This is a genomic window from Citrobacter sp. wls714 (assembly GCF_005281025.1).
Lineage (GTDB): Bacteria > Pseudomonadota > Gammaproteobacteria > Enterobacterales > Enterobacteriaceae > Citrobacter > Citrobacter werkmanii.
Genome location: NZ_SZWZ01000024.1, coordinates 138,061 through 149,626 on the forward strand (window position 1 = coordinate 138,061; position 11,566 = coordinate 149,626).

11 protein-coding genes and 1 other annotated feature are annotated in these 11,566 nt (G+C 52.1%); of the genes, 3 read left to right on the forward strand and 8 right to left on the reverse strand.

Going from position 1 to position 11,566, the window contains the following annotated elements:
- Positions 1 to 6: 6 nt before the first annotated feature.
- Complete coding sequence (locus FDX11_RS02790) at positions 7 to 1,491, forward strand: sulfatase (protein WP_137397446.1); 1,485 nt, start codon at positions 7 to 9, stop codon at positions 1,489 to 1,491.
- On the opposite strand, the gene FDX11_RS02795 is transcribed toward FDX11_RS02790, so the two are convergent.
- The 3 genes from FDX11_RS02795 to ibpA all read right to left on the reverse strand — a co-directional run bounded on the left by FDX11_RS02795 (position 1,488) and on the right by ibpA (position 4,208).
- Positions 1,488 to 3,149 carry a putative transporter gene (locus FDX11_RS02795; RefSeq protein WP_137397447.1) on the reverse strand — a complete coding sequence of 554 codons (1,662 nt, stop codon included), beginning with the start codon at positions 3,147 to 3,149 and terminating at the stop codon, positions 1,488 to 1,490. The two genes, FDX11_RS02790 and FDX11_RS02795, sit on opposite strands and share 4 nt — an antisense overlap.
- Before the next feature lie 124 nt (positions 3,150 to 3,273).
- Positions 3,274 to 3,702, reverse strand: a complete 429-nt coding sequence (gene ibpB, locus FDX11_RS02800; RefSeq protein WP_137397448.1) for a small heat shock chaperone IbpB — start codon at positions 3,700 to 3,702, stop codon at positions 3,274 to 3,276.
- Between the two features lie 92 nt (positions 3,703 to 3,794).
- Complete coding sequence (gene ibpA / locus FDX11_RS02805; RefSeq protein WP_042998723.1) at positions 3,795 to 4,208, reverse strand: small heat shock chaperone IbpA; 414 nt, start codon at positions 4,206 to 4,208, stop codon at positions 3,795 to 3,797.
- Positions 4,202 to 4,274: a sequence feature (ROSE (Repression Of Heat Shock gene Expression) occurs in the 5'-region of heat shock genes and acts as an RNA thermometer to modulate expression.), on the reverse strand. Its footprint overlaps the gene before it by 7 nt.
- A gap of 235 nt (positions 4,275 to 4,509) precedes the next feature.
- Here ibpA and FDX11_RS02810 point away from each other — a divergent pair.
- Positions 4,510 to 4,845, forward strand: a complete 336-nt coding sequence (locus FDX11_RS02810; protein WP_042311449.1) for a YceK/YidQ family lipoprotein — start codon at positions 4,510 to 4,512, stop codon at positions 4,843 to 4,845.
- On the opposite strand, the gene FDX11_RS02815 is transcribed toward FDX11_RS02810, so the two are convergent.
- The gene (locus tag FDX11_RS02815) at positions 4,846 to 6,072 is read right to left on the reverse strand and encodes a DUF3748 domain-containing protein (protein WP_137397449.1); all 1,227 of its coding nucleotides are present in this window, start codon (positions 6,070 to 6,072) and stop codon (positions 4,846 to 4,848) included.
- 100 nt (positions 6,073 to 6,172) lie between these two features.
- Here FDX11_RS02815 and cbrA point away from each other — a divergent pair, with 100 nt between their 5' ends.
- Positions 6,173 to 7,285, forward strand: coding sequence for a colicin M resistance lipid reductase CbrA (gene cbrA / locus FDX11_RS02820; RefSeq protein WP_137397450.1), 1,113 nt, complete (start codon positions 6,173 to 6,175; stop codon positions 7,283 to 7,285).
- Here cbrA and FDX11_RS02825 read toward each other — a convergent pair.
- The 4 genes from FDX11_RS02825 to yidA form a co-directional block, all read right to left on the reverse strand.
- The gene (locus FDX11_RS02825) at positions 7,271 to 8,389 is read right to left on the reverse strand and encodes a DUF4056 domain-containing protein (RefSeq protein WP_170975590.1); all 1,119 of its coding nucleotides are present in this window, start codon (positions 8,387 to 8,389) and stop codon (positions 7,271 to 7,273) included. The two genes, cbrA and FDX11_RS02825, sit on opposite strands and share 15 nt — an antisense overlap.
- A 17-nt stretch (positions 8,390 to 8,406) precedes the next feature.
- The gene (locus tag FDX11_RS02830) at positions 8,407 to 9,537 is read right to left on the reverse strand and encodes a BamA/TamA family outer membrane protein (RefSeq protein ID WP_170975589.1); all 1,131 of its coding nucleotides are present in this window, start codon (positions 9,535 to 9,537) and stop codon (positions 8,407 to 8,409) included.
- Between the two features lie 5 nt (positions 9,538 to 9,542).
- Positions 9,543 to 10,553, reverse strand: coding sequence for a hypothetical protein (locus FDX11_RS02835; protein WP_371414793.1), 1,011 nt, complete (start codon positions 10,551 to 10,553; stop codon positions 9,543 to 9,545).
- A gap of 173 nt (positions 10,554 to 10,726) precedes the next feature.
- Positions 10,727 to 11,539: a sugar-phosphatase gene (yidA, locus tag FDX11_RS02840; RefSeq protein WP_042311439.1), complete on the reverse strand. Its 813-nt coding sequence runs from the start codon at positions 11,537 to 11,539 to the stop codon at positions 10,727 to 10,729.
- Positions 11,540 to 11,566: the final 27 nt, after the last annotated feature.

Below are 11,566 nucleotides of genomic sequence, written 5' to 3' on the forward strand. Positions count from 1 at the left end.
GCGCAGATGAAAGCGATTATCCTGTTGTTCGACAGCCTGAATAAACATTATCTGCCACCGTATGGCGATATGATCACCCAGGCCCCCAACTTCCAGCGTCTGGCCGCACATTGTACGACGTTCAATAACAGTTATGTTGGCAGCATGCCCTGTATGCCAGCCCGCCGTGAGTTGCACACCGGCCGACATAACTTTTTGCACCGTGAATGGGGACCACTGGAGCCATTTGACGACTCAATGCCGGAGTTGCTGAAAAAGGCGGGGATCTATACACATCTTATTAGCGACCATCTGCACTATTGGGAGGACGGTGGCGGTAACTATCATAACCGCTATAACACGTGGGAAATCATTCGTGGTCAGGAAGGCGATCACTGGAAAGCCAGCATTGCGGATCCAACAATTCCAGAGGTACTACGTGTCCCACAGAAACAGACTGGGGGCGGTCAGTCCGGGTTATGGCGGCAAGATTGGGTTAACCGTGACTATATCCAACAAGAAGCGGACTTTCCGCAATCTTGTGTTTTTACCGCGGGGTGTGAGTTTGTCGAAAAAAACCATCAACAGGATAATTGGTTACTACAGGTCGAAACGTTCGATCCCCATGAACCGTTTTATACCACTGAAGCCTATCTCTCATTGTATCAGGATAGCTGGGAGGGCCCACATTACGACTGGCCACGCGGTAAAGTAGAAGAGAGCGAGGAGGCTGTAGAGCATATTCGCTGCCGCTACCGTGCATTGGTGTCGATGTGCGACCACAACCTGGGACGTATTCTCGACATGATGGACCGTTTTGACATGTGGCACGACACGATGCTCATTGTCGGTACCGACCATGGTTTCCTGCTCGGAGAGCATGGGTGGTGGGCCAAAAACCAGATGCCGTACTATAACGAAGTGGCAAACAATCCGTTGTTTATCTGGGATCCACGTAGTGGTCAGCGGGGAGTTCAACGCAACGCGCTGGTACAGATGATTGACTGGGCCCCCACACTGTTGGAGTTCTTTAATCAACCGATCCCTGCCGATGTGCAAGGACACCCACTGGCGAAAATTCTTGAGGATGACACTCCTGTGCGTGATGCAGCCCTGTTTGGCGTATTCAGCGGGCATGTCAATGTCACTGATGGTCGCTATGTCTATATGCGCGCCGCGCTACCCGGACGTGAGAATGACATCGCTAACTACACCCTGATGCCCATCAAGATGAACACTCGCTTTGATGTGAAGGAATTGCAGTCGTTAACGCTGGCCCCTCCTTTTAGCTTCACTAAAGGAGTCAAAACACTACGTATTCCGTCCCGTGAGAAATACCCAGGAATCAATCGCACGGGTAATTTGTTGTTCGATTTACATACCGATCCGCAACAGCTTACGCCAATCGATGATAAAGAGGTGGAGGCGCGGATGATTGCCCTGCTGGTGCGCCTGTTGCATGAAAGCGACGCCCCGGCAGAGCAATTTGTTCGGCTGGGTTTAACGGTCTAACCCAGCCCCCAGAAGATCACCGCCAGCAGCTGTGGGGTGATAATCCTCAGGAACATCACCAGCGGATAAACGGTAGCATAGGAGAGCGCCGCCGCCCCGCTGGTGGCATGCAGGTTGTTAGCAAACGCCAGCGCGGGGGGATCGGTCATCGAACCCGCCAGCATACCGCACAGCGTCAGATAGTTCATTTTGGCGAAGATACGCGCCAGCAGTCCCACGGTAATCAGCGGAATGGCGGTAATAAAAATACCGTAGCCCACCCAGCTCAGGCCATCGCCCTGCGTCAGGGTATCGACAAAATCACCGCCTGACTTCAGACCAACTACCGCGAGAAACAGCACAATACCCAATTCTCGCAACGCCAGGTTAGCGCTGGGAGGCATAAACCAGTACAGCTTACCAATGCTGCCAATACGCCCCAGGATCAAGGCCATAATCAGCGGCCCACCGGCCAGACCCAGTTTTAACGCTACCGGGAAACCCGGGATGAAAAGCGGGATGGAACCCAATAGGACCCCCAGTCCGATACCGATAAATACCGGCAGCATCTGCACCTGTTGCAGTTTTTGCTGCGCGTTGCCGACAACATTGGCGACGGCATCAATGGACGCGGGACGCCCCACCAGATTGAGGATATCCCCGAATTGCAGGCTGGCATCGCTGCTGGCCACCAGCTCAACGCCCGCACGGTTCAGACGGGAGATAACCACGTCATAACGTTCTTTAAAATGCAGGTCGCGGATACGTTTACCCAACACCTGTTCATTAGTCACCACCACGCGTTCAACGCGTAAATCGGTACCTCGCGTCGACAGCGATGTGTCCACCTCCTGCCCAATCACTACCTGCGCGTTGTGCAGATCGCCAGGCTGACCGACCAGGTGTAACAGGTCGCCCATCTGGATAATCGTCCCTGGCGACGGCACCATCAATGTCTCTTCACGCTTCAGACGCGAGCAGATGATTTTATCGCTGTTCAGAATTGGGACATCCTGAATCGCCATATTGTTGAGGTTCGGGTTTTCCACGCGGATGTTCATCGTCTGAATCAGCGCGTGTCCATTGGTCAACGTGGATTCATGCTGCTGAGCTTCAGCATCGACGTTAACGCGGAAAATAAGGCGCATCAGCCACATCGTGAGCAAAATACCGCAGATACCAAAAGGATAAGCCATGGCATAGCTCATCCCCATCTGGTCTACAATATCTGCTGGCGTCCCCAGATCGCGCAGAATTTGCTGCCCCGCCCCCAGCGCCGGCGTATTGGTGACCGCGCCGGAGAATATCCCCAGCACCACCGGAAGGGGAATGGCAAAAATCTTATGCAGGATCGCGGTGACCAGTCCCCCCATGATGACAATCAGTACGGCAAACAGATTCAGCCGCAGCCCGGAAACGCGCAGTGACGCAAAAAAGCCCGGCCCCACCTGAATACCGATGGTGTAGACGAAAAGAATCAGGCCAAACTCCTGAATAAAATGCAGCATGTCGCCGCTCAGGGTCATCCCTGCCTGATCGACAAAATGTCCGACGATAATACCGCCGAACAGCACCCCTCCAATGCCAAAACCAACGCCACGTATTTTTATGTTGCCGATCCATAATCCGACAACCGCCACCAACGCCAGAACGCTGACCGTCAATGCTATATCACTCATTATCCTGTTCCCTGTGAATAACATCATTAAGTAAATGGATTCTCGCAGAGTACAGTCGCAATGTATGGGTGGTAAAGCACAAAAAAGCCCCGTCATTTCTGGCAGGGCAAAGGCATGGAGCTATTTAGCTATTTAATGCGGGACGTTCGCTGATGGCGATACGTTGTGGAGCAATGGTTTCAGGTTCATTACGGGTCAAATCGATATGCAGCAAGCCGTTAGTAAAGCTTGCGCCGGAGACCTCCATATTTTCAGCCAGCGTAAAGCTCAGACTGAACGGCTGAGTAATCAGCCCCTGGTGCAACCATTTTGTCTCTTTTTCCGGCTGCTGCGGTGTACCTTTCACCGTCAGGCGTGTGCCTTCCAGTTGAATATCCAGATCTTCCTGGCGGAAACCGGCTAACGCAAGGGTAATGCGGTAGTGGTTATCATCGCTCTTTTCGATGTTATAGGGTGGGAAGCTCTGGCTTTCACCGGCGTTTTGTAAGGCATTGGCCAGTTTGTCAAAACCGATCCATTGACGCAGCAGTGGGGATAAATCGTAGTTACGCATAATAATCTCCTTCTAAGAAGCGAGTAGGTACCTTTCGGCTCCCTGACGGCAAGCCGATTGCTTAGCAGGGCCGCCTGAAGCGGCCCACAGAATTAGTTGATTTCGATGCGGCGCGGTTTGTTCGCTTCGGGAATAACGCGCTCAAGATCGATATACAGCAGACCATTCACCAGGTTTGCGCCGCGAACATGAATGTTCTCCGCTAACTGGAACTTACGTTCGAAGTTGCGCTCGGCAATACCCTGATACAGGTAAGTACGTTCTTTTTGCTCATCCGCATGAGCGCCTTTTACCACCAGCAGATTGTCCTGAGCGGTAATTTCCAGCTCGCTTTCAGCGAAACCGGCAACAGCAATCGCAATGCGGTAATGGTTTTCGTCTACCAGCTCAACGTTGTACGGAGGGTAGCCGCCATTACTCTGGCTCTGGTTGCTTTCCAGCAGGTTAAACAGACGGTCAAAACCAATAGCAGAACGGTACAGCGGGGATAAATCAAAGTTACGCATAATCAATAGCTCCTGAAATCAGCGAGAATGTGAGACCTTCCATCATGGACAGGTCAGGTAGCCAGGACACCCATCAGGCATGCCCTTCTGTCGTCTACATCCTAAAAATGGGTCTTAAAACAAACTTTTCAAGCGTATTCATCTGACTTTTTTTGCAGTTTGTTGTCTATTGCATACACTGGGGAGAGCAGTTGTTATCGATAAATCGCGATAGCCGCCACAGTGCGACGAAATGGTGATGTTATTTTCGCAACGGATCGCTTTAACTCATCATGCAAACACGATGAAAACAGATGAATAAATGATGATAAAAAAAATGTTGGTAACACTGACAATGTGCAGCGGGATGGCGTTTTTGAGCGGCTGTTCCAGCATAATGTCACATACCGGAGGCAAGGAAGGGACGTATCCTGGCACACGCGCCAGCGCCACCATGATAAGCGAAAGTGATACGAATTGGGGAACGAAGTCGCTGGCGATTCTGGATATGCCTTTTACGGCGGTGCTTGATACCGTATTGCTTCCATGGGATCTCTTTCGTAAAGATAACTCGGTGAGATCCCGCGTAGAAAAGAGCGAGGAGAGAACCCAGGCCACGAACGCCGTTCTCCCCCCGGCGAAAATGCCTGCTCCTTAATTAACGCCCTGTTTCAGTCATCCACAATTGGCGGAAACCTTCGACGTCTTCCATCCACGCAACCCGTCGCCCATCAGGAGAGAAGACGACCGCATCGGCCGAGGGCGGGTTGCCGTGACGATCCGTTAAAAAATCAATCTCTCCCGTCTGAGCATCACAACAGGCGATTCTGTTTTCCAGCACAAACCCCAGCCATTTCCCCGACGGATGCCAGTTGAATGCTGACTGAATACCCGTGGCGCAGCGGGTAAGCTGACGCGGCTCACCACCTTGTGGTGAAATTAACCACAGCTGCACAACGCCATGGTTGTCGCGCATTAAAAACGCAATTTCAGACGCCTGTGGATTACTGCGCACCCAGTGGCGCGGCTGATTCACCAGCCCCGGAAAGGCGCGCTCATGAGTAAACGTCAGACGGCGTTGGTGAATGCCGGATGGCGGCGCAGGCATTGTCGCCTCTGTGCCCTCCAGCGGTGCGTCACCCGGCTGTTTCCAGCCGCTTTCATTCTGTGGCAAATCAACGATAAACAGCTCCGGCACTTTCTCACCGGTAACTGACAACGTATCGCCGATAAACGCCAGTGTGCTATCACCCACCCAACCTTCTTCATAGGCTCGGTTTATCTCATCGCTCCCCGGTTTTGGCGCAGGCGTCGTTTGACTCACCAGCACGCACCAGCGGCTCCCGCTATATTCACGCGGATGCTGCGCGGATACGTTCACCGGACCATACGGCGCAGCCACGCCGACGTTACGTAAATTCAGCGCCGGAGAGCGTTCATGCAGCACATGGTCGTTATAAGTGAAACTGACAAACTCACCGCTCGGGCTAAAGACATGCACATGACTGCCGCCACGTAACGCACCAGGCGTGTACGGCGCGGTGATATCCATCGCATCCAAATTCGTTACCTCTGCCTGCGAAACAATCACCCCACGACGATGATGAAAGTCGTAATCCCATGTTTCATCAGGATTTTCTGGTCCATGAATAAAAACATACTTTTCCGACTTTGGATGAACGGTCACCACGCCAACATGTGTCCCTTGAGTGGCCCGGTAAATCACCTCCAGTTCGCCAGTATGAACATTGACGCGTTCAATCGTTTCCCCCGTAAAAGAGGCACCGGAAGGACGCACGTCGAAGACCAGCCAGTTACTGTCCGGGGTCCAGGTGTTGAGATTGGTAAGCTGATGATTACGCGGCGTAAAGGTGATTTGCTTCATGGGATGCCCTGATACAAGACGATTTAAGCAATCATACTTCACAAGCACTTCACTTTCAGGCTTTAGCGTATGTCCATCTTCATTTTTTGCGGACAGAAAGATGGAACATTTTGACGTAGCGATTATCGGATTAGGCCCGGCAGGTGCAGCGCTGGCGCGACAGTTGAGCGGAAAAATGCACGTGATTGCATTGGATAAAAAGCGCCAGTGCGGCAACGAAGGATTCACGAAACCCTGCGGCGGGCTGCTGGCCCCGGATGCTCAGCGTTCGTTTATCCGCGGCGGGATAACCTTGCCCGTTGATATCATCGCCAACCCACAGATTTTTAGCGTTAAGACGGTTGATGTTGCAGCCTCTCTGACCTGTAACTACCAGCGCAGCTACATTAACATCAATCGCCATGCTTTTGATTTATGGATGAAATCTCTCATTCCGGAGGATGTACAGGTGTACCACGATAGTCTGTGTCGCAAGATCTGGCGCGAAGACGATAAATGGCATGTTATCTTTCGCGCCGACGGTTGGGAGCAGCATATCACCGCGCGTTATCTGGTGGGCGCCGACGGCGCGAATTCACTGGTACGCCGTCATCTCTATCCCCAGCACCAAATCCGTAAATATGTGGCAATTCAACAATGGTTTGCGGAAAAACATCCCGTGCCGTTCTATTCCTGTATTTTTGATAACGACGCAACCGACTGTTATTCATGGAGTATCAGCAAGGATGGTTATTTTATCTTTGGCGGCGCCTACCCAATGAAGGACGGCCAGGCACGCTTTGACGAACTAAAAGAGAAGATGGAAGCGTTCCATTTCCAGTTCGGCAAACCGGTGAAAAGCGAAAAATGTACGGTGCTGTTCCCATCACGCTGGAAAGACTTCGTCTGCGGTAAGGACAATGCGTTTTTGATTGGCGAAGCGGCCGGTTTTATCAGCGCCAGCTCGCTGGAAGGAATTAGTTACGCGCTTGATAGTGCAGAAATCCTCAAATCAGTATTAATACGGGATAGAAAGGATATGAATCTCGCATACAGGCATGCCACTCGCAAGCTACGTCTTAAACTGTATGGCAAGATCCTTAAAAGCCGCATATTAACAGCGGCGTGTATCCGGAAATGGATAATGCAAAGTGGCGTTGCGCATATCCCCCTGACAGGGTCAGAAAAACATCCGCCAATGAAGTTCTGGTGGAGGTTTTTAATAAAGGAATGAATGTTCACCCACTTTCGACAGATTATCGCTATCACCTGCAAGCGTAGCCAGCGCAGGGAAATTAGCTTCGCTATACCAGGATTGTGGTAAAGGTAGCCGCGCCATGTGGCTTCCGGGTCGGAGTTGAAGTTGTGCCAACGTATCAAGGGAGTAATTTCGCCAGAGATGCGGCATCGACAGGCGTAGCGGCACGGCTTTTTCGCCCGGCACTGGCGTTGGCAAACGCGAATCACTCACATCGTAGTTTCTGTGCAGCACCAGATATTTCTCCGGCACCCGACGCTGGCTGTTCCACCACTTGCCATCCAACATATCAAACTGAAAACGGGTTATTGTTTCAGGCTTAGCTCCCAACTGCGTCAACGCCTGATACAGTGCCTTGTTCATTGCTGCATCGTACATTTCTGATGTTGCCAGTTGCCCATCAAGGATCAGCGACACCGCAATTCTTGCCCCCAACAGGTTGGAGTAGAGATCTTCCGGTGAAAATGCGGAAACTTCCTCAGAAAATCCAGGAACTGACTCAAAACCGTACCATTGTGCAATTTCATGCCAGGCCGCGAGCTGAAAGGCCAGATGCGCTGCCAGCCAGGCAGCTAATGCGTAACGATCGCCTGCCGTTTCAGGTGGAGTAAAGGCATTGAAAACAATATGCCGCTCCGCGAGCTCATCTTCCAGACGCAGCGTAAATGGCTGGCCTAACCGTGGAAGTAGATGGCTAAAAAGCCAGACCGTCATATCTGCGGTATCTCTTACATGCGCGGTATCGATAAAACCGCCGCGTGAGGTATACACAATGCCATTGTGTTCATGCCCGATACCGGCCAGATTCACTAACCCTAACAGCAGGCTGTCGTTATAGCGATGCTCGCCAATACCGTCAGCCGCAACGACGTTATCAAGTTCATAAAACGGTACCGGCATATCCAGCACCTGCGCGTGCAGGTCGTAACCAAAAGCACAGCACGGACGTAACCCTTGAGGCGCGGGGAGCGGCGAAACTACCGGCCAGGCGGTACTTTGAGCCTTATCATCTTCCGTTAGCTGCAAAGGTACAGGTATCGCAGCATGGACCCCGATCGTTGCCAATAACAAGGTCGTCATCAGCAGCACTTTATTGATCAAAACGCCTCTCCTACCTGAAAATAAAAACCGCTGCTCCCTTTGCCAATGCCATAATCCAGACGCACATTCACCCGCGGCTTAAATTCAAAACGATACCCCACCCCCGCCGAGGGTAGCCAGCGTCCATCATCCAGCGCGCTAAATGATGGCCCCATCGTCCCTGCGCCCAGCCAGCCGACCACGCCATGCCGCCAGTCAAGTTTGCGGCGATACTCTACCTGCCCGCTGACGGCGTTTTTATCGCGATAGCGTCCTTCGTAATAGCCACGCATCCGCTGATTGCTTCCGAGCAACGGCATCATGCTCCACGGTACATCACCCTGAGTAAACGCACCGTCCACCTCCCAGGCAAGCACATTCTTCTCGTCCAGAGAGTAGTAGCGGCTGTAGTGCAACTGGTATTCATCAAATCGGGTATCGCTCCCCACATCGGGCGTATAGCGGGTATAGCGTACGTCGGCATATTGTCCCTGGCGCGGGTTAGGAACAAAGTCACGGTCATCCCAGCTAAGTTCTACACTGCTGCCGGAACTCAACACCGACGCGCCCTGCCCGGTATTCTCAATTTTTGGGGGATCATTGTCATCCATTTGCGCAGCATGCTGTGCGTTCAACGACCAGCCGAGTCCCAGATAGACATTAGGCGCTACCCGTCGATACAAGGTGGGGCGTACATCCAGCACCTGAGCCGTATATTGCTGTTTCTGGCTGTCTTTATCTCCTGCGCTAAAACCCTGTCCCCAGTAATAAGTAGGAGTATCGGTTAATGCGCCATTGATAAAAAAACGCCAGCGATCGTCGGCAAAAAAGGCGTAATTTTGCATTGTGACGCCGAAAGCACCCGTTGAGCTAAAGTAACCGCTGAGGGTCAGCGTCGAATTCTGACTCACCGTGTCATTTGGGTCCGGGCGATACATCCCCACCACCGCCGTGCCGATCCCCAGTCCCAGTTCGGGGGTGTAGAAAGGCCCCGGCATTACACCCCAATCGATACCTTTGCTGGCGTTAAAGTTATCGCTGGCGCCCAGTGTATTCAGCCAGCCGTCAACTTCTTCACGGCTGGGGAGCGCGGCCTGCGCCGCCGTTCCCAACAGGCTGAATGCACAGAGCAAAAACAGACGAGTCAAACTATTCAAAAGCGATACTCACCGGCGACAAAGAAGCTATTACGCTCAGCAAAGCCAATTTCAGAGGTGATATTAAAGTTGCGGGTCAGCTCATACTGCGCGCCGACCAGGATGTTCCATGGGGATTGCAAATGCTGTTTAACGTCGAAACGGCCATTTCCGTCCTTATTCGCCAAATCAACCATTCTCTGCAGCGTAGCGGAGGGCATGGAGAGATCGTTCAGGCTTCCCTTAAACTCTTGCTGCACATCCTGATACATAGACCCCACCCAAACGTTGAGTTTCCCGGAGGGCAGATGCAGCGTATCCACGCCCGGCGTCGCAAAACGGTAGCCGACTCGCGGAGAAACCGTGAAGGCATCGATACTGCCATCAAGAATGTCAAACTGCGTCTGGGTATAGTTGGCATCAACAGCGGTAAACCAGTTCCCGACACCGCCGACCAGCGTTGTCCCGATACCGTAGGTGGTGCCTTTGAAATCGAGTTTAAAATCCAGGTTTTGCAGATTCGCCGGATAATGATATTTACGCGCGCCCTTAACCCCGACGCCAATCTGCGAAATCGAATGACCGTCGGTGTAGCCCACCAGCCCGTAGATATTCATAAAGGGCAGCAGCCAGGCATCCAGCTTCAGGGTTTCGGTTTTGCTGCTCTCGCGCGTGTTGCCGACCTTGATTTTGAACGCGTTATCCAGCGAATGGCCGCCCAGAGAAAGGCCATTAAAGTTAATACTGTCTACATTAATATTCTGCCTGATATTCATGTAGTTAATATTCACACCAAACGGCTCAGGCAGGTCGTAGCCACGTTTACGCGCCTCGTCACCTAAAAAGGGCAAAACAGAGTGGCTTGCGGCAGGTTTAGCCGCCGGTTTTACCGGCACAGGAGTAGCCTGACCATCGTCCTGATAATCATACAGCGGTGTTAACGTTGAGCCAGAATCCGTCGCAGCCCAGGCTTGAAAAATCAAACAGGAAGACGTCATCAACACCAGGCGAATGCTTGTGTTAGTCATAAGAAAACATAGTTGCAGGCAGGAACCGCCTGAATATAAAAGAAGGTGGGAGAGTATAGAAGTTGTGTACTAAATGGGGGGATTAATGTGCTGTTTCACATCTGATAATACAAACATGATTTTTATAACATTCTTAATGTTTTATGCCTGGCCGAAGCCAGGCATAACGCACATCAGGAGAGGACGTACTTCTCAATGGCCCAGGCAACACCGTCTTCCAGATTAGATTTCGTCACGAAGTTGGCGATCTCTTTCACCGTTGGAATGGCGTTATCCATCGCAACGCCCACGCCGGCGTATTCAATCATCGCGATGTCGTTTTCCTGATCGCCAATCGCCATGACCTCCTCGGCTTTAATTCCCAACGCCTCGGCCAGCGATTTTACGCCAGTCCCTTTGTTGACGCGTTTATCGAGGATTTCGAGGAAGTACGGCGCACTTTTCAGCACGGTGTATTTTTCTTTCACTTCCGCCGGAATGCGCGAGATGGCCTTGTCGAGGATCTCCGGCTCATCAATCATCATCACTTTCAGGAACTGGGTCGCAGGATCCATTTTTTCGGCTTCACAGAACACCAGCGGAATCGTCGCGACAAACGATTCATGCACCGTGTAATAACTGATATCACGGTTCGCGGTATACAGCGTGTTGCGATCGAGCGCGTGGAAATGCGAGCCAACTTCCCGGGAGAGCTGCTCCAGGTAGCGATAATCATCATAGCTCAGCGCGGTTTGCGCAACGGTACTGCCATCGCCTGCTTTCTGCACCAGCGCACCGTTGTAGGTAATGCAGTAGTCACCGGGTTGTTCCATATGCAGTTCTTTCAGATAGCTGTGAACGCCGGCATACGGGCGTCCCGTGGTCAGCACTACGTTCACGCCACGCGCGCGTGCCGCAGCAATTGCCGTTTTGACCGCAGGTGAAATGGTGTGATCGGGCAGCAGAAGTGTGCCATCCATGTCGATAGCAATAAGTTTGATAGCCATGAGTTCCCCGGATGAAATAAGTCCGTC

What these genes read in the sequence shown, in the direction of transcription:
- FDX11_RS02790 (WP_137397446.1), top strand. Translation starts at nt 7, where the DNA reads ATGAAAGCGATTATCCTGTTGTTCGACAGCCTGAATAAACATTATCTG.
- FDX11_RS02795 (WP_137397447.1), bottom strand. Translation starts at nt 3,149, where the DNA reads ATGAGTGATATAGCATTGACGGTCAGCGTTCTGGCGTTGGTGGCGGTT.
- ibpB (WP_137397448.1), bottom strand. Translation starts at nt 3,702, where the DNA reads ATGCGTAACTACGATTTATCCCCACTGCTGCGTCAATGGATCGGTTTT.
- ibpA (WP_042998723.1), bottom strand. Translation starts at nt 4,208, where the DNA reads ATGCGTAACTTTGATTTATCCCCGCTGTACCGTTCTGCTATTGGTTTT.
- FDX11_RS02810 (WP_042311449.1), top strand. Translation starts at nt 4,510, where the DNA reads ATGATGATAAAAAAAATGTTGGTAACACTGACAATGTGCAGCGGGATG.
- FDX11_RS02815 (WP_137397449.1), bottom strand. Translation starts at nt 6,072, where the DNA reads ATGAAGCAAATCACCTTTACGCCGCGTAATCATCAGCTTACCAATCTC.
- cbrA (WP_137397450.1), top strand. Translation starts at nt 6,173, where the DNA reads ATGGAACATTTTGACGTAGCGATTATCGGATTAGGCCCGGCAGGTGCA.
- FDX11_RS02825 (WP_170975590.1), bottom strand. Translation starts at nt 8,389, where the DNA reads ATGACGACCTTGTTATTGGCAACGATCGGGGTCCATGCTGCGATACCT.
- FDX11_RS02835 (WP_371414793.1), bottom strand. Translation starts at nt 10,553, where the DNA reads ATGACTAACACAAGCATTCGCCTGGTGTTGATGACGTCTTCCTGTTTG.
- yidA (WP_042311439.1), bottom strand. Translation starts at nt 11,539, where the DNA reads ATGGCTATCAAACTTATTGCTATCGACATGGATGGCACACTTCTGCTG.